We start from the raw sequence: 17026 nt of genomic DNA on the forward strand, positions 1-17026 counted from the left end.
TGCTGTCGCGGGGCAAGCCCGCTCCCACGTGCATCCGTCAAATATCGCTCCCACGCGCCTCGCATCCGCCCATACCCGCCCCACACTACCGACTCTCGCAGCTACCTGGGCTGTGCTAAAACGCACAGCCGTTGCGCAAAATCTCGTGTTTCCTCTGCGAAATTACTCACTAAGATGAAGGGCGACAAGAATAATAATCAGGCGCGAGGTTACACATGCCATCAGCCGATTCTGTCTACGACTACGTGGTCGTAGGCGCCGGTCCCGCCGGTTGCCTGCTGGCCAATCGTTTGTCCGCCGACCCTAGCTGCCGGGTGCTGTTACTCGAAGCGGGCGGGCGCGACAACTATCCGTGGATTCACGTCCCGGTCGGTTACCTCTATTGCATCGGCAATCCGCGCACCGACTGGTGCTTCAAAACCGAAGCGCAAGCCGGCCTGGACGGTCGCAGCCTGGGTTATCCACGGGGCAAGGTGCTGGGTGGTTGTTCATCGATCAACGGCATGATCTACATGCGCGGCCAGGCGGCGGACTACGACCGCTGGGCTGAGCAAGGCAATGCCGGCTGGGCCTGGAGCGATGTGCTGCCGCTGTTCAAGGCCAGCGAGAATCACTTTGCCGGCAGCAGCGACAGCCACGGCGCCGAGGGCGAATGGCGGGTCGAGCAACAACGCTACAGCTGGCCGATTCTCGATGCCTTCCGCGACGCCGCCGAGCAAAGCGGGATCGCCAAGGTCGATGACTTCAACACCGGTGACAACCAAGGCTGTGGATACTTTCAGGTCAACCAGCGCAGCGGCGTACGCTGGAATGCGGCCAAGGCCTTTTTGCGGCCGATCCTCAAACGCCCCAATGTCACCATCCTGACCGATGTCCAGGTGGATCAGGTGCTGCTCGACAACACCCGTGCGACGGCGGTCAAGGCCCAGTGGCAAGGCGCCTGGCATGAGTTCATGGCGCGCCGGGAAATCATCCTCTGCGCAGGTTCTGTCGGCTCGCCTGGGATTCTCCAGCGCTCTGGAATCGGTCCACGCAAGCTTCTCGAAGGGTTGGGCATCGGCGTTCGGCATGACATGCCCGGTGTGGGCGGCAACCTGCAAGATCACCTGCAACTGCGCCTGATCTATCAAATCCGCAACACCCGCACCCTCAACCAGATGGCCAACAGCCTGTGGGGCAAGATGGGCATGGGCCTGCGTTATCTGTATGACCGCAGCGGCCCCTTGGCAATGGCTCCAAGTCAGCTGGGTGCGTTCGTACGCTCCAGCCCTGATCAGGCCACCGCCAATTTGCAGTACCACGTCCAGCCGCTATCGCTTGAACGCTTTGGCGAGCCGCTGCACCGCTTCCCGGCTTTTACCGCATCGGTTTGCAACCTGCGCCCGGCCAGCCGTGGACGCATCGATATCCGCTCTGCGGACATGAACGCCGCCCCACTGATCGATCCCAATTACCTCAGCGATCCGCACGACCTGCGCGTCGCCGCCGACGCTATCCGCCTGACCCGGCGTATCGTCCAGGCCCCTGCCCTGGCAGCGTTCGAACCCCAGGAATATCTGCCAGGCCCCGCCCTGCAGAGCGAGCAACAACTGCACGAAGCGGCCAGCAAGATCGGCACCACGATCTTCCACCCGGTGGGCACCTGCCGCATGGGTAAAGGGCCGCTGGACGTTGTGGATAACCAGCTGCGCGTGCATGGCATTCCTGGTTTGCGCGTGGCTGATGCGTCGATCATGCCGCAGATCGTTTCCGGTAATACCTGTTCACCCACACTGATGATCGCCGAGAAGGCGGCACAACTGATCCTCAAGGGGGCTGCTACCCAGACCAACCTCAGCGACGCAAGCGCGATACCGACGCCCTGACCAGGCGCGTGCAACAACCGGCGGCTTGTGGTCAGGGGCTGCCGACAGTGGAACAACAAGAATAATCACTGTGGCCTGTAGGCCGAGGACAGCAACGATGTCGGATTACATCCAAGAGCAGGGTGCAGCGGCGAGCAGCTCCAGTCGTCGCGAGGAACGAAAGATCATTTTCGCGTCATCCCTCGGGACCGTTTTCGAGTGGTATGACTTTTTTCTTTATGGCGCGTTGGCGGCGGTCATCAGCAAGCAGTTCTTCGCTGGGGTCAACGACACCACCGCGTTCATCTTTGCCCTGATGGCGTTCGCCGCAGGCTTCCTGGTGCGGCCATTCGGGGCGTTGGTATTCGGCCGCTTGGGCGACATGATCGGGCGTAAATACACCTTCCTGATCACCATCGTGCTGATGGGCTTGTCCACCTTCGCCGTGGGCTTGCTGCCGACCTATGCCAGCATTGGCATTGCCGCGCCGATCATCCTGGTGATCTTGCGCATGCTCCAAGGCCTGGCGCTGGGCGGTGAGTATGGCGGTGCAGCCACGTATGTCGCCGAGCATGCCCCACCTGGCAAGCGCGGTTTCCACACAGGCTTCATCCAATCTACCGCGACCCTGGGCCTGCTGCTGTCACTGCTGGTGGTGCTCGGCAGCCGCTACATCAGCGGCGATCAGTTCGAAACCTGGGGCTGGCGCCTGCCGTTCCTGCTGTCGATCGTGCTGCTGGGCATCTCCACCTGGATCCGCATGAGCATGCACGAGTCGCCAGCGTTCGTGAAAATGAAGGCCCAAGGCAAGGTGAGTAAATCGCCGATTCGTGAGTCGTTCACCCATTGGCCGAACCTCAAAGTGGTGCTGACTGCCCTGTTCAGTATCAACGCCGGGCAAGCGGTGACCTTCTACACCGCGCAGTTCTATGTGCTGTTCTTCATGACCCAGATGCTCAAGATGGACCCGGCCCAGGCGAACACCCTGCTGATCATCAGCGTGGTGATCGGCGCGCCGTTCTTCGTGTTCTTTGGCTGGCTGTCGGATCGGGTCGGACGCAAGCCGATCCTGATGCTCGGCCTGCTGCTGGCCACAGTGCTGTACTTCCCGATGTTCAAAGCCCTGAGCCATTACGCCAACCCGCAGATCGACGCTGCCAGCCGTCAGGCACCGATCGTGGTGACGGCTGATCCGAACAGCTGCACCTTCCAGTTCGATCCAGTAGGCAAGGCCCGTTTCGACAGCCCGTGCGACAAGGTCAAGACCTTCCTGGTCAAGCAGGGTCTGCCGTACAGCTCGGCTGCAGGGGCGAGCAGTGAAGTGGTGGTGAGCATTGGCCAGACCACCATCAATGGCTTCGACGAAGCGGCCATGCGTGCGGCCATCGAGCAGGCGGGCTATCCGGCCAAGGCCGATCCGTCGCAGGTCAACGAGTTCATGGTGGTGGTGCTGATCGTTGCGATGATCCTGATTGCCACCATGACCTATGGGCCACTGGCGGCGGTGATGGTCGAGCTGTTCCCGACGCGGATCCGCTATACCTCGATGTCACTGCCCTACCACATCGGTAATGGCTGGTTTGGCGGGTTCCTGCCGACGGTGTCGTTCGCCTTGGTGGTGTATACCGGGGATATCTTCTACGGGCTGTGGTATCCGGTATTGATCACCGGGATCAGCTTGGTGGTGGGGATCTTCTGCCTGAAAGAGACCAAGGATGTGGATATCGACAAGGTTTGACCGGTAGAGCCAGACGCCTCTATAGCAGGCACAAAAAAACCGGCGTAAAAGCCGGTTTTTTTATCGCTCAAAAAAACTTATGCACGATTTTCAGAAAAACGTCATACAGGGAAATAAGTAACTAATTCAACAACTTAGATCATATCTCTGAGCGTTAATCCAAAAGTTGCTCACAAGTTATCCACAGAACGTCAGGCCGTGCGCTGCTCGGTGTTTTCTGCCGCTGGCGGCAATGAACCCAAGGCCCGCTGGGTCGCCTCGTTCCACGCTTCGGCGCGATTATTAAGGTCGGCAATCGCCCGCGGCCCGCTACCTTCGGCATACATCGGCTGACCAATCACCACCTCGATCACCCCTGCCCGCTTACCCCAGCCGGATTTTGGCCAGAATTTGCCAGCGTTGTGGGCAATTGGCAGCACCGGCAGGCCGGCATTGACTGCCAGCGCAGTGCCGCCACGGGAGAACTTGCCAATCTGGCCATGGGGCACGCGGGTGCCCTCCGGGAAGATCAGCACCCAAACGCCTTGCTTGAGCAGCTCGTCGCCCTTTTTGGCGACATGACGCAAAGCTTCTTTGGGGTTGTCGCGATCAATTGCGATCGGTCGCAGCATGGCCATCGCCCAGCCAAAGAACGGCACATACAACAGCTCACGCTTGAGCACCTGGCTCAGCGGCTGGAAGTAGGCGGAGAGGAAGAACGTCTCCCAGGTGCTCTGGTGGTTGGACAGGATCACGCACGGCGTATCCGGCACGTTCTCGGCGCCGGTGATTTTGTAGCGGATACCGAGGATCACCCGCGCCAGCAGCACGGCGAACCGGCACCAGTAGACGTTGATGAAGCGATAGCGTTGGCGAAACGGCAGAAACGGCGCAACGAAGAAGCTCAGGGTGCACCACAGCAACGAGCTGGTGCCCAGCAGCAGGTAAAAAAGAAAGATTCTGATCGCCTGCAGGATCGACATAGTGGCAAGTACCGTTGCGGGCATGCCCGCCTAATGAAAAAGTGCGCCAGCGTGGCGCACCCTCTTAAATAAGTGCTCTGGCCACAGCGGCCAGATCGTCAAAAATCAGGGTGTTTTGCGGGACGCCTTTACTCAGGGTCTTCTCACCCTTGCCGGTTTTCACCAGCACTGGTTGTGCTCCGACGGCCAGGGCGGCCTCCAGGTCACCTTTGCTGTCTCCGACAAACCAGATGCCGCTCAGGTCTGCCTGATAATGCTCGGCGATTGCCCGCAACATGCCAGGCTTGGGTTTGCGGCAGTCGCAGCCCTCGTCCGGGCCATGCGGGCAATAGACGATATGACCGACTTCACCACCCTGCTCGGCCACCAGCTCGCGCAGGCGCGCATGCATGGCCTCGAGGGTTTGCAGCGGATAATAGCCACGGGCAATGCCGGACTGGTTGGTGGCGACCGCCACCGTCCAGCCGGCCTTGCTCAACTGCGCGATGGCCTCGATCGAGCCGGGAATGGGGATCCACTCCTGCAATGACTTGATGTAGGCGTCGGAGTCGAAGTTGATCACCCCGTCACGATCGAGAATCAGCAGTTTCAAGGCTTACCCCAGCAGCGAAATGTCGGCCACGCCCAGGAACAGACCGCGCAGGCGGCTGAGCAGGGCATAACGGTTGGCGCGCACCTTGGCGTCTTCGGCGTTGACCATCACCGCCTCGAAGAAGGCGTCGACCGGATCACGCAGGGCCGCCAGGCGAGCCAGCGACTCGCTGTACTGACGCGCAGCTGCCATCGGTTGCACGGCCTGGTCGGCCTGCTGGATGGCCGAGTACAGGGAGAACTCATTGGCATTGTCGAAGTACTTCGGCTCGACCTGTTCGGCGATAGCGCCTTCGGCTTTGCTCAGCAGGTTCGACACACGCTTGTTCACCGCCGCCAGGGCTTCGGCTTCCGGCAGCTTGCGGAAGGCCTGCACGGCCTGTACGCGCTGGTCGAAGTCCAGGGCAGAACCCGGCTTCAGGGCACGCACCGACAGGTAGGTGCCCACGTCGATGCCTTCGTCTTCATAACGCGCACGCAGGCGGTCGAAGATGAACTCCAGGACCTGCTCGGACAGCCCAGCAGCCTTGACCTTGCTGCCGAACTGGGTGACGGCGAAGCTCACGGCGTCGGTCAGGTCCAGGTCCAGCTGCTTCTCGATCAGGATGCGCAACACGCCCAGGGCGGCGCGACGTAGGGCGTACGGGTCTTTGCTACCGGTTGGCAGCATGCCGATGCCGAAGATGCCGACCAGGGTGTCGAGCTTGTCGGCGATCGCCACGGCAGCGCCAGTCAGGGTCTGTGGCAGTTCAGCGCCAGCACCGCGCGGCATGTACTGCTCGTTCAGGGCCTGGGCAACGTCTTCTGGCTCGCCATCGTTGACGGCGTAGTAGTAGCCCGCGATGCCCTGCATTTCAGGGAATTCGCCAACCATTTCGGTGGCCAGGTCGCACTTGGACAGCAGGCCAGCACGCGCGGCACGCTGGGCGTCGCCGCCAATGCGCGGGGCAATGAAAGCTGCCAGTTTCGAGACGCGCTCGGCTTTGTCGTAGACGCTGCCCAGCTGAGCTTGGAACACCACGTTCTTCAGGCGCTCGTTGAAGGTTGCCAGCGGCTGCTTCTTGTCTTGCTTGAAGAAGAACTCGGCGTCGGTCAGGCGCGGACGCACCACCTTCTCGTTGCCCTGGACGATCTGCTTCGGATCGCGGCTCTCGATGTTGGCCACGGTGATGAAGCGCGGCAACAGCTTGCCTTCGCTGTCGAGCAGGCAGAAATACTTCTGGTTGTCCTGCATGGTGGTGATCAGCGCTTCTTGCGGCACTTCGAGGAAACGCTCCTCGAACGAGCACACCAGCGGCACAGGCCACTCGACCAGCGCGGTCACTTCATCGAGCAGCGCTGGCGGCACGATGGCCGTGCCTTCCTGCTGCATGGCAAGTTCCGCGGTGCGCTTGGCGATCAGCTCGCGGCGCTCGGCGAAGTCGGCCAGCACGTAGGCCTTGCGCAGGTCTTCGACGTAGTTGGCCGGGGTGGTGATGACCACGTTTTCCGGGTGGTGGAAACGGTGGCCACGCGACTCGCGCCCAGCCTGTTGCTTGAGGATGGTGCAGTCGACGACCTGGTCACCGAGCAGCATGACCAGCCACTGGGTTGGCCGCACGAACTCTTCACGGCTGGCCGCCCAGCGCATGCGCTTAGGAATCGGCAGGTCGTTGAGCGAATCTTCGACGATGGTCGGCAGCAGGCTGGTGGTGGCCTTGCCCGGGATGTGTTGGGAGAAGCGCAGCTTGGCGCCGCTCTGGTCGATCTCGGACAGATCGACGCCACATTTCTTGGCAAAGCCCAGTGCCGCCTGGGTCGGTTTGCCTTCAGCGTCGAACGCTGCCTGCACGGGCGGGCCGTCGACGTTGATGCTGCGGTCTGGCTGCTGCACGTCGAGCTGACGGATCAGCACGGCCAGACGGCGCGGCGCGGCATAGACCTGCTTGGCGGTGTAGTTCAGGCCAGCGGCCTGCAGGCCTTTCTCGATCCCTGCCAGGAAGGCGTCGCCGAGGCTGGCGAGAGCCTTGGGTGGCAGCTCTTCGGTGCCCAATTCAACCAGGAAATCTTGAGCACTCATTGTGCAGCCTCCAGCTTAGCCAACACTTCATCACGCAGTTCAGGGGTCGCCATCGGGAAGCCCAGGCGTGCGCGAGCTTGCAGATAGCTTTGTGCCACGTCCCGGGCCAGGGTACGCACACGCAGGATGTAGCGCTGACGCTCGGTCACCGAGATGGCGCGGCGGGCGTCGAGCAGGTTGAAGGTGTGCGAAGCCTTCAGGACCATTTCATAGGTCGGCAGCGGCAGGTCGAGCTTGATCAGACGGTTCGCTTCGCTTTCGTAGAAGTCGAACAGCTCGAACAGTTTCTCGACGTTGGCGTGCTCGAAGTTGTAGGTCGACTGCTCCACTTCGTTCTGGTGGAACACATCGCCATAGGTCACGGTGCCGAACGGGCCATCGGCCCAGATCAGGTCGTAGACCGAGTCGACGCCCTGGATGTACATCGCCAGACGCTCCAGGCCATAGGTGATTTCACCGGTGACCGGGTAGCACTCGATGCCACCGACTTGTTGGAAGTAGGTGAACTGGGTCACTTCCATGCCGTTGAGCCAGATTTCCCAGCCCAGACCCCAGGCACCGAGGGTCGGCGACTCCCAGTTGTCTTCGACGAAGCGAATGTCGTGGACCAGCGGGTCCAGGCCGATCGCTTTCAGCGAGCCGAGGTACAGCTCCTGGAAGTTGGCCGGGTTGGGCTTGAGGACCACCTGGAACTGGTAGTAGTGCTGCAGGCGGTTAGGGTTCTCGCCATACCGTCCGTCGGCTGGACGACGGCTAGGCTGCACGTAGGCGGCGTTCCAGGTCTCTGGGCCGACGGCGCGCAGGAAAGTAGCGGTGTGGAAAGTGCCGGCGCCTACTTCCATATCGTAGGGCTGAAGTACCACACAACCTTGCTCCGCCCAGTATTGCTGCAGGGCGAGGATGAGGTCTTGGAAGGTACGCACGGCTGGCGTAGGCTGGCTCACGAAATTCACCTGTATCTGGGGATGCGGATGTAAAGAGCGGGAGTATAACCTGATTCGCCTCGCCCTCTACTCATTGGAGCCTTATGCCACGCTGCTTTTGGTGTACCGACGATCCGTTGTACCAGGCCTATCACGACCAGGAATGGGGAACGCCGCAGCGCGACCCGGCGTTGCTGTTCGAGATGCTTTTGCTCGAAGGGTTCCAGGCGGGGCTGTCATGGATCACCGTGCTGCGCAAACGCGAGCGCTATCGCCAGGTGATGTATGGCTTCGACCCGGTGCAGTTGGCGCAAATGAGCGATGAGCGCATCGAGGAGTTGATGCTCGATGCCGGGATCATCCGCAACCGTCTCAAACTCAACGCCGCCCGGCGCAATGCCAAGGCCTGGCTGGCTGTGGATAACCCTGCGCAGTGGCTCTGGTCGTTCGTGGGTGGCGAGCCGAAGATCAACCACTTCAAGGGCCGCAGCGACGTCCCGGCAGTCACCGACGAGGCCAAGGCGATGAGCAAGGCGCTGCAAAAAGCCGGCTTCACGTTTGTCGGCCCGACCATCTGCTACGCCTTCATGCAAGCCACCGGCATGGTCATGGATCACACCACCGACTGCGATCGCTACGCCGCGTTGCTGCGCTGAGGGGTTACAATGCGCGCCTTGCAGAAATAAGGAATAGGGCTGTGGAAAAATTCAAAGGCGCCCTGATGGTCGGGGTGCTGCGACTGTTCGCCAAACTGCCCTGGGGGGCAGTGCAGCGAGTCGGCGCGGGTATCGGCTGGCTCATGTGGAAGATCCCAAACGGTTCGCGCAACGTGGTGCGGATCAACCTGGCCAAGTGCTTTCCGGAAATGGATCCTGGCGAGCGCGAGCAGCTGGTGGGCCGCGCCCTGCGTGACATTGGCAAATCGTTCGTCGAAAGCGCCTGCGCCTGGATCTGGCCGCCACAGCGCTCGCTTGAGCTGGTCAAGGAAGTGCACGGCCTGGAAGTGCTGGAGCAGGCCCTGGCCTCTGGCAAGGGCGTGGTCGGTATCACCAGCCACCTGGGCAACTGGGAGGTGTTGAACCACTTCTATTGCAGCCAGTGCAAACCGATCATTTTCTACCGCCCGCCCAAGCTCAAGGCGGTGGATGACTTGCTGCGCGAACAGCGCGTGCAGATGGGTAACCGCGTGGCGCCGTCGACCAAGGAAGGCATCCTTAGCGTGATCAAGGAAGTGCGCCGTGGTGGCCAGGTGGGGATCCCCGCTGACCCGGAGCCGGCTGAGTCGGCGGGGGTGTTCGTACCGTTCCTGGGTACGCAGGCGCTGACCAGCAAGTTCGTGCCGAACATGCTCGCCGGTGGCAAGGCGGTGGGCGTGTTCCTGCATGCCCTGCGGCTGCCGGATGGCTCGGGGTTCCGGGTGATTCTGGAGGCGGCGCCGCAAGAGATGTACAGCGACGATGTGACCGTATCGGCGGCGGCCATGAGCAAGGTGGTCGAGCGTTATGTGCGTGAGTATCCGAGCCAGTACATGTGGAGCATGAAACGCTTCAAGAAGCGCCCGGCGGGTGAAGCGCGGTGGTATTGAGTTATCCACTGCCTTGCTAGCAGGCTGAATATAGGTCTGTCTGTTTTAGCAGGGCCCCTGTGGGAGCGGGCTTGCCCGCGAAGCAGGCACTGCGGTGGATGGCACCGGCTTCGCCGGTGTTCGCGGGCAAGCCCGCTCCCACAGGGAAAGCGTCAAGGCGAAGCTTTGTTGAGCTTCGTCAGGAAACGGTCATCTGTTTGTCAGGGGCTGCGCTGCCGTCAAGTCAGCGGAGCAGCGCCGATATCCAGCGACGATGTCCGGCGGGTGAAGCGCGCTGGTATTGAGTTTTCCACTGCCCTGCTAGCAGGCTGAACACAGGTCTGTCTGTTTTAGCAGAGCCCCTGTGGGAGCGGGCTTGCCCGCGAAGCAGGCACTGCGGTGGATGGCACCGGCTTCGCCGGTGTTCGCGGGCAAGCCCGCTCCCACAGGGACAGCGTCAAGGCGAAGCTTTGTTGAGCTTCGTCAGGAAACGGTCATCTGTTTTTCAGGGGCTGCGCCGCCGTCAAGTCACGGGGAGCAGCGCCGATATCCAGCGACGATGTCCGGCGGGTGAAGCGCGCTGGTATTGAGTTATCCACTGCCCTGCTAGCAGGCTGAACACAGGTCTGTCTGTTTTAGCAGGGCCCCTGTGGGAGCGGGCTTGCCCGCGAAGCAGGCACTGTGGTGGATGGCACCGGCTTCGCCGGTGTTCGCGGGCAAGCCCGCTCCCACAGGGACAGCGTCAAGGCGATGTTTTGTTTAGCTTCTTCAGGAAAACGGTCATCTCTTTCTCGGCCTGCTTGTCGCCATGCGCCTGCGCCGCGGCAATGCCCTCCTCCCAGGCCTTGCGCGCTGCCTCCAGGTTGCCGTCCAGCTGATACGCCTTACCTAAAAGTTTCCAAGCCGCCGAATACTTAGGATCCTGCTCGACACACCGCGCCAGGTGCACCGCCGCCTCAGCGCCGTTGCCTTCATCCAGCCAAGCCTTGCCCAGACCGAAGCGCAACAGCGCGTTATCCACACCCTTGGCGAGCATTTTTTCCAGCGATTCGCGCATGCCGTTTCTCCTTAGAAGAAGCTCAAGCCCACGTGGAACAGCTTCTCCACGTCACGGATATGCTTTTTATCCACAACGAACAGAATCACATGGTCACCGGCCTCGATCACCGTGTCGTCGTGGGCAATCAGCACTTGCTCGTCGCGAATGATCGCACCGATGGTGGTGCCGGGCGGCAGGGCGATGTCTTCGATGGCCTTGCCAATCACCTTGCTCGACTTCGAATCGCCATGCGCCACCGCTTCGATGGCTTCCGCCGCGCCCCGACGCAGCGAGTGCACGCTGACGATATCGCCGCGGCGCACGTGCGCCAGCAAGGTGCCGATGGTCGCCAGCTGCGGGCTGATGGCGATATCGATATCGCCGCCCTGGACCAGGTCGACATAGGCCGGATTGTTGATAAGTGTCATGACCTTGCTCGCACCCAGGCGCTTGGCCAGCAGCGAGGACATGATGTTGGCCTCGTCGTCGTTGGTCAGGGCCAGGAAGATATCGGCGTCGGCGATGTTCTCTTCGAGCATCAGGTCCTTGTCCGAAGCGCTGCCCTGCAACACCACAGTGCTTTCCAGGGTGTCGGACAGATAGCGGCAACGCGCCGGGCTCATCTCGATGATCTTGACCTGATAGCGGCTCTCGATGGCCTCGGCCAGACGCTCGCCGATCTGCCCGCCACCGGCGATGACCACACGCTTGTTGGTTTCGTCGATGCGCCGCAGCTCGCCCATCACCGCCCGAATGTGGGCCTTGGCGGCGATGAAGAACACTTCGTCGTCAGCTTCGATCACGGTATCGCCATGCGGCTTGATCGGCCGGTCGCGACGGAAGATCGCCGCCACCCGGGTGTCGACGTTGGGCATGTGCGCGCGGATCTGGCGCAGCTGCTGGCCGACCAGGGGGCCGCCATAGTAGGCCTTGACCGCCACCAGCTGCGCCTTGCCTTCGGCGAAGTCGATCACCTGCAGCGCGCCGGGGTGCTCGATCAGGCGCTTGATGTAGTTGGTCACCACTTGCTCGGGGCTGATCAGCACGTCGACCGGAATGTGATCGTTGTGGAACAGCTCTTCGCGGGTGAGGTAGGCCGACTCACGCACCCGGGCGATCTTGGTCGGGGTATGGAACAGCGAATAGGCGACCTGGCAGGCGACCATGTTGGTCTCGTCGCTGTTGGTGACCGCGACCAACATGTCGGCGTCATCGGCGCCGGCCTGGCGCAGGACCGTTGGCAACGAGCCACGGCCTTGTACGGTGCGGATATCGAGGCGATCGCCGAGGTCGCGCAGGCGTTCGCCGTCGGTGTCGACCACCGTGATGTCGTTGGCTTCGCTGGCCAAGTGTTCCGCCAGCGTGCCGCCTACCTGGCCTGCGCCGAGGATGATGATCTTCATCCGCTACTCCTAACCTTTATTTTTATCCGCGCGAAGCGGCAATCTTGATCAGCTTGGCATAGTAGAAGCCGTCGTGGCCGCCTTCCTGAGCCAACAGCTGGCGACCATGCGCCTGGCGCAGGCCGGCGGTGGTGGCCAGGTCCAGCTCGCGAGCCCCAGGGGTGCGGGCCAGGAAGGCATCGATCACTTCGGTGTTTTCCGTCGGCAGGCTCGAGCAAGTGGCGTAGAGCAGCATGCCGCCGACTTCCAGGGTCGGCCACAGGGCATCGAGCAACTCGCCTTGCAGGCTGGCCAGGGCCGGGATGTCGTCGGCTTGGCGAGTCAGCTTGATGTCGGGGTGACGGCGGATCACGCCAGTGGCCGAGCATGGGGCGTCGAGCAAGATCCGTTGGAACTGCTTGCCGTCCCACCAGGCGGCGGTTTCGCGAGCGTCACAGGCGATCAGCTTGGCGTCCAGCTGCAAACGGTCGAGGTTCTCGCGTACACGGGTCAGGCGCTTGGCTTCCAGGTCGATGGCGACCACTTCGCTCAGGCCCTGTTCGGCTTCGAGCAGGTGGCAGGTCTTGCCGCCCGGCGCGCAGCAGGCGTCGAGCACGCGCTGGCCGGGCGCCAGGTCGAGCAGATCGGCAGCCAGCTGCGCGGCCTCGTCCTGAACGCTGACCCAACCGTCGGCAAAGCCTGGCAGGCCGCGCACGTCGCAGGGGGCTTCGAGCACGATGCCGTCACGGCTGTATTGGCAAGCGCTGGCAGTGATGCCCGCTTCAGCCAGCAACGCCAGGTAGGCATCGCGGCTGTGATGACGGCGGTTGACCCGCAGGATCATCGGCGGGTGGGCGTTGTTGGCCGCGCAAATCGCTTCCCACTGCTCGGGCCAGAAGGCCTTGAGCGACTTCTGCAGCCAGCGCGGATGGGCAGTGCGCACCACCGGATCGCGCTCCATGCCGGCGAGGATTTCTTGCCCTTCGCGCTGGGCGCGGCGCAGCACGGCATTGAGCAGGGCCTTGGCCCAGGGTTTTTTCAGCTTGTCGGCGCAGCCCACGGTCTCGCCAATGGCGGCATGGGCCGGAATGCGCGTGTAGAACAGCTGGTACAGGCCGACCAGCAACAACGCCTGCACATCGCAGTCGGCGGCTTTGAAAGGCTTCTGCAAGAGCTTTTCGGCCAACAGCTCCAGGCGTGGCTGCCAACGGGCGGTGCCGAACGCCAAGTCTTGGGTCAGGCCACGGTCGCGCTCGTCGACCTTGTCCAGTTGAGCTGGCAGCGAGCTGTTCAGCGAAGCCTTGCCGCTGAGCACGGCAGCCAGGGCGCGGGCGGCGGCCAGACGTGGGTTCATTGGCCGAGCACCTTACCGCTGGCGAATTTCTCGCGACGGCTGTTGAACAGGTCGCTGAAATTCAGCGCCTTGCCACCTGGCAGTTGCAGGCGGGTCAGGCTCAGTGCCTGGTCACCGCAGGCGACCACCAGGCCGTCTTTGCTGGCGCTGAGGATCTCGCCAGGTGCGCCCTTGCCTGTGGACAAGTTGGCGGCCAGTACCTTGACGCTCTCGCCATCGAGGGTGCTGTGGCACACCGGCCAAGGGTTGAAGGCGCGCACCAGGCGCTCCAGTTCCACCGCCGGGCGGTTCCAGTCGATGCGCGCTTCGTCTTTGTTCAGCTTGTGCGCATAGGTGGCCAGGGCATCGTCCTGCACTTCACCTTGCAGGCTGCCATCGGCCAGGCCGGCGATGGCCTGGACCACGGCTGGCGGGCCCATCTCGGCGAGGCGATCGTGCAGGCTGCCGCCGGTATCGTCGGCGCTGATCGGGGTGACCACCTTGAGCAGCATCGGCCCGGTATCCAGGCCTGCTTCCATGCGCATCACGGTGACGCCGCTCTGGGCATCGCCGGCTTCCACGGCGCGTTGGATCGGCGCCGCACCGCGCCAGCGTGGCAGCAGCGAGGCATGGCTGTTGATGCAGCCCAGGCGCGGGATGTCGAGCACCGCTTGCGGCAGGATCAGGCCGTAGGCAACCACCACCATCAGGTCGGGCTTGAGCGCGGCCAGCTCCGCCTGCGCCTCGGCATTGCGCAAGGTTGGCGGCTGCAACACCGGAATGTCATGGGCCACGGCCAATTGCTTGACCGGGCTCGGCATGAGCTTCTGCCCACGGCCCGCCGGGCGATCCGGCTGGGTGTACACCGCCACCACTTGGTAGGGGCTGTCGAGCAGGGCTTTGAGGTGTTCGGCGGCAAACTCTGGGGTGCCTGCGAAGACGATGCGCATGGAGTTCTCGCTTTAAAAAAGAAAAAGGCTTGCCGGAGCAAGCCTTCTGCAAGGTGGGAATCAGGCTTGCTGGCGGTGCTGCTTTTCCAGCTTCTTCTTGATCCGGTCACGTTTGAGCTGCGACAGGTAGTCGACGAACAGCTTGCCGTTGAGGTGGTCCAGCTCGTGCTGGATGCACACCGCCAGCAGGCCCTCGGCCTCCAGCTCGTACGGTTTGCCATCACGATCCTGGGCCTTGACCCGGACCCGCAACGGGCGGTCGACGTTCTCGTAGAAGCCCGGCACCGACAGGCAGCCTTCCTGGTACTGGCCCATGTCGTGGGTCAGCTCTTCGACCTCGGGGTTGATGAACACCCGTGGCTCGCTGCGATCTTCGCTCAGGTCCATCACCACCAGGCGCAGGTGTACGTTGACCTGGGTTGCGGCCAGGCCGATGCCAGGGGCTTCGTACATGGTTTCAAACATGTCGTCGATCAGCTGGCGCAGGGCGTCGTCGAACTCCGTCACCGGTTTGGCGATGGTGCGCAGGCGCGGGTCAGGGAATTCGAGAATGTTCAAAATGGCCATAGGGGTCAGGCAGTCACTGTGCGGTCGGTTGAAAACTGAGCACACATAATAAAGGGAAACGGGGGATTCAGCACCTGGCAAAGCTCGTCTAGGGTTTCAAAGGACGCCTTATAGCCCATTCGACTGACAGGTTGTCAAAGTATTATCAACACAGTTATCCACAGGTTGTGCCAGGTGGATGACCCTCTGTCGATCAAGGATGATCTGCCATGCCTGAACACCATTCGTCTGCTTGTCCGCCTGCCGAGCTGGAGGCGCGTTTGCGTCTGCATCGGCTGCCCGAGGTGGGCCTGCGGCGCTTTCAAACGCTGATCGAAGCCTTCGGCAGTGCCTCTTCGGCACTCAGTGCGCCGGCCACCGCGTGGCGTACGTTGGGCATTCCAGCAGCCGCCTGCGAAGCGCGCCGCAGCCCAGACGTGCGCGATGGCGCAAGTGCCGCAATGGCCTGGCTAGAGCGGCCTGGCCAGCATTTACTGATGTGGGACCAGCCGGGTTATCCACCGCTGCTGGGCGAAATCGATGATGCCCCGCCGCTGCTTTTTGTCGCCGGTAACCCAGCCCTGCTCGAGCGCCCGCAGTTGGCGATCGTCGGCAGTCGCAGGGCGACCCCGCCTGCGCTGGATAACGCGGCGATGTTCTCGCGCTACCTGGCCAAAGCCGGATTTACCATCACCAGCGGCTTGGCAGTGGGTGTTGACGGTGCCGCTCATCGGGCCGCATTGGAGGCGGGCGGGAGCACGATTGGGGTGCTGGGCACGGGCTTGGAAAAACTTTATCCACAGCGTCACCAGTCGCTCGCCCAGGTGATGATCGAGCGTGGTAGTGCGGTGGTTTCCGAGTTCCCCCTGGACGCCGGCCCGTTGCCTGCCAACTTCCCTCGCCGCAACCGGATCATCAGCGGCCTGTCGTTGGGCGTGCTGGTGGTTGAGGCGAGCCTGGCCAGTGGCTCGTTGATCAGCGCGCGGCTGGCAGCTGAGCAAGGCCGTGAGGTGTACGCGCTGCCTGGCTCCATCCACCACCCTGGCGCCAAGGGCTGTCACCAACTGATTCGCGACGGCGCCTTGTTGGTAGAGAGCGTGGAACAGATCCTCGACAGTCTGCGCGGTTGGCAGAACCTGCCTCCTGCGCCTGTGGATAAACCTGCCCATCCCCTGCTCGCCTTGTTGCATGCCCAACCGCAGACCAGCGAGGGCCTGGCGCGCAGCAGCGGCCAACCCATGGCGCAGGTGTTGGCCAGCCTCACCGAGCTTGAGCTTGAAGGGCGGGTCAGCAATGAAGCTGGGCGTTGGTTTGCGCGGTCCGGCTAAGTAAACTGCAGATCAGCTTTATATGCGGAGAGACAGCAATGGTGAGCAGTTGGCGTGTGCAACAAGCCGCACGGGAGATTCGGGCGGGCGCGGTGATTGCCTATCCGACGGAAGCGGTCTGGGGCCTGGGCTGCGACCCGTGGAACGAAGACGCGGTGTATCGCCTGCTGGCGCTCAAGTCGCGGCCTGTGGATAAAGGCCTGATTCTGGTTGCCGACAACATTCACCAGTTCGAATTCTTGTTCGAGGACTTCCCCGAAGACTGGATCGAGCGCATGAGCAGCACCTGGCCCGGGCCTAATACCTGGCTGGTGCCGCATCAAGGCTTGTTGCCCGAGTGGGTGACTGGGCAGCACGATACGGTGGCGTTGCGGGTCAGCGATCATCCGCTGGTGCGCGAGTTGTGTGCCCTGGTCGGGCCGTTGATCTCGACGTCGGCCAACCCTGGGGGGCGGCCAGCGGCCAAGAGCCGGTTGCGCGTCGAGCAGTATTTCCGCGGCCAGCTGGACCTGGTGCTGGGCGGGGCGCTGGGGGGGCGGAAGAATCCGAGTGTGATTCGTGATCTGGCCACCGGAGAAGTGGTTCGCGCGGGCTGATGGCTCGCTTATAGAACTGGATCTTGCCTGCACCACTTGACCCTGTGGGAGCGGGCTTGCCCGCGAAGAGGCCGGTGGCAGCCGTAGTGATGGATGGCGAGGGCTTCGCCCTCGTTCGCGGGCAAGCCCGCTCCTACAGGGGGCTTCGTCGCTATCCGGTGCGGTGCTGAC

Annotated in this window: 15 protein-coding genes; 6 read left to right on the forward strand and 9 right to left on the reverse strand. The window is 62.5% G+C overall.

Annotated elements, in window-relative coordinates; all coding sequences use genetic code 11:
* Positions 1-215: 215 nt before the first annotated feature.
* Together OIU19_RS06090 and OIU19_RS06095 are read left to right on the forward strand one after the other, a co-directional pair.
* Positions 216-1865: a GMC family oxidoreductase gene (locus OIU19_RS06090; protein WP_264234157.1), complete on the forward strand. Its 1650-nt coding sequence runs from the start codon at positions 216-218 to the stop codon at positions 1863-1865.
* A 97-nt stretch (positions 1866-1962) separates the two neighbouring features.
* Positions 1963-3582 (forward strand): MFS transporter, encoded by a 1620-nt coding sequence (locus tag OIU19_RS06095; RefSeq protein WP_264234158.1) that lies wholly within the window; start codon positions 1963-1965, stop codon positions 3580-3582.
* A 191-nt stretch (positions 3583-3773) separates the two neighbouring features.
* Here OIU19_RS06095 and OIU19_RS06100 read toward each other — a convergent pair whose 3' ends face one another.
* From OIU19_RS06100 to glyQ, 4 genes are all read right to left on the reverse strand, one after another.
* Positions 3774-4544, reverse strand: a complete 771-nt coding sequence (locus OIU19_RS06100) for a 1-acyl-sn-glycerol-3-phosphate acyltransferase (RefSeq protein ID WP_186553137.1) — start codon at positions 4542-4544, stop codon at positions 3774-3776.
* Positions 4545-4608: 64 nt separating this feature from the next.
* The gene (gmhB, locus tag OIU19_RS06105; protein ID WP_186553138.1) at positions 4609-5136 is read right to left on the reverse strand and encodes a D-glycero-beta-D-manno-heptose 1,7-bisphosphate 7-phosphatase; all 528 of its coding nucleotides are present in this window, start codon (positions 5134-5136) and stop codon (positions 4609-4611) included.
* 3 nt (positions 5137-5139) lie between these two features.
* Positions 5140-7194, reverse strand: coding sequence for a glycine--tRNA ligase subunit beta (gene glyS / locus OIU19_RS06110; RefSeq protein ID WP_264234162.1), 2055 nt, complete (start codon positions 7192-7194; stop codon positions 5140-5142).
* Complete coding sequence (gene glyQ / locus OIU19_RS06115; protein WP_186553140.1) at positions 7191-8138, reverse strand: glycine--tRNA ligase subunit alpha; 948 nt, start codon at positions 8136-8138, stop codon at positions 7191-7193. The genes glyS and glyQ overlap by 4 nt, the downstream gene beginning before the upstream one ends.
* Positions 8139-8221: 83 nt before the next feature.
* Between glyQ and OIU19_RS06120 the strand changes: the two genes are divergently transcribed.
* Complete coding sequence (locus tag OIU19_RS06120) at positions 8222-8773, forward strand: DNA-3-methyladenine glycosylase I (protein ID WP_264234165.1); 552 nt, start codon at positions 8222-8224, stop codon at positions 8771-8773.
* Positions 8774-8814: 41 nt separating this feature from the next.
* Complete coding sequence (locus OIU19_RS06125) at positions 8815-9702, forward strand: lysophospholipid acyltransferase (RefSeq protein ID WP_264234168.1); 888 nt, start codon at positions 8815-8817, stop codon at positions 9700-9702.
* Between the two features lie 721 nt (positions 9703-10423).
* Here the strand turns inward: OIU19_RS06125 and OIU19_RS06130 are convergent.
* From OIU19_RS06130 to def, 5 genes are read right to left on the reverse strand one after another with little or no spacing between them, the layout of a single operon-like run.
* Positions 10424-10738, reverse strand: a complete 315-nt coding sequence (locus OIU19_RS06130) for a tetratricopeptide repeat protein (protein WP_264234170.1) — start codon at positions 10736-10738, stop codon at positions 10424-10426.
* 11 nt (positions 10739-10749) lie between these two features.
* Positions 10750-12123, reverse strand: coding sequence for a Trk system potassium transporter TrkA (gene trkA / locus OIU19_RS06135; RefSeq protein ID WP_186553144.1), 1374 nt, complete (start codon positions 12121-12123; stop codon positions 10750-10752).
* Positions 12124-12145: 22 nt separating this feature from the next.
* Positions 12146-13456 (reverse strand): 16S rRNA (cytosine(967)-C(5))-methyltransferase RsmB, encoded by a 1311-nt coding sequence (gene rsmB, locus OIU19_RS06140; RefSeq protein WP_264234172.1) that lies wholly within the window; start codon positions 13454-13456, stop codon positions 12146-12148.
* Entirely contained in the window at positions 13453-14385 is a 933-nt protein-coding gene (gene fmt, locus OIU19_RS06145) for a methionyl-tRNA formyltransferase (protein WP_264234173.1), read from the reverse strand. Before fmt ends, rsmB begins: the two co-directional genes overlap by 4 nt.
* Positions 14386-14445: 60 nt before the next feature.
* Positions 14446-14952, reverse strand: coding sequence for a peptide deformylase (gene def / locus OIU19_RS06150; protein WP_186553147.1), 507 nt, complete (start codon positions 14950-14952; stop codon positions 14446-14448).
* Between the two features lie 209 nt (positions 14953-15161).
* Between def and dprA the strand changes: the two genes are divergently transcribed.
* Positions 15162-16259 (forward strand): DNA-processing protein DprA, encoded by a 1098-nt coding sequence (gene dprA, locus OIU19_RS06155; RefSeq protein WP_264234176.1) that lies wholly within the window; start codon positions 15162-15164, stop codon positions 16257-16259.
* A gap of 38 nt (positions 16260-16297) precedes the next feature.
* Complete coding sequence (locus OIU19_RS06160; protein WP_264234178.1) at positions 16298-16855, forward strand: L-threonylcarbamoyladenylate synthase; 558 nt, start codon at positions 16298-16300, stop codon at positions 16853-16855.
* The last annotated feature ends 171 nt before the right edge of the window (positions 16856-17026 follow it).

The sequence above is a fragment of the Pseudomonas sp. BT-42-2 genome (assembly GCF_025847435.2).
GTDB lineage: Bacteria > Pseudomonadota > Gammaproteobacteria > Pseudomonadales > Pseudomonadaceae > Aquipseudomonas > Aquipseudomonas urmiensis.

Coding starts and splice junctions, on each gene's coding strand:
- glyS (WP_264234162.1), bottom strand. CDS start 7,194: ATGAGTGCTCAAGATTTCCTGGTTGAATTGGGCACCGAAGAGCTGCCA.
- OIU19_RS06130 (WP_264234170.1), bottom strand. CDS start 10,738: ATGCGCGAATCGCTGGAAAAAATGCTCGCCAAGGGTGTGGATAACGCG.
- fmt (WP_264234173.1), bottom strand. CDS start 14,385: ATGCGCATCGTCTTCGCAGGCACCCCAGAGTTTGCCGCCGAACACCTC.
- trkA (WP_186553144.1), bottom strand. CDS start 12,123: ATGAAGATCATCATCCTCGGCGCAGGCCAGGTAGGCGGCACGCTGGCG.
- OIU19_RS06120 (WP_264234165.1), top strand. CDS start 8,222: ATGCCACGCTGCTTTTGGTGTACCGACGATCCGTTGTACCAGGCCTAT.
- rsmB (WP_264234172.1), bottom strand. CDS start 13,456: ATGAACCCACGTCTGGCCGCCGCCCGCGCCCTGGCTGCCGTGCTCAGC.
- def (WP_186553147.1), bottom strand. CDS start 14,952: ATGGCCATTTTGAACATTCTCGAATTCCCTGACCCGCGCCTGCGCACC.
- OIU19_RS06095 (WP_264234158.1), top strand. CDS start 1,963: ATGTCGGATTACATCCAAGAGCAGGGTGCAGCGGCGAGCAGCTCCAGT.
- OIU19_RS06100 (WP_186553137.1), bottom strand. CDS start 4,544: ATGTCGATCCTGCAGGCGATCAGAATCTTTCTTTTTTACCTGCTGCTG.
- OIU19_RS06160 (WP_264234178.1), top strand. CDS start 16,298: ATGGTGAGCAGTTGGCGTGTGCAACAAGCCGCACGGGAGATTCGGGCG.
- dprA (WP_264234176.1), top strand. CDS start 15,162: ATGCCTGAACACCATTCGTCTGCTTGTCCGCCTGCCGAGCTGGAGGCG.
- OIU19_RS06090 (WP_264234157.1), top strand. CDS start 216: ATGCCATCAGCCGATTCTGTCTACGACTACGTGGTCGTAGGCGCCGGT.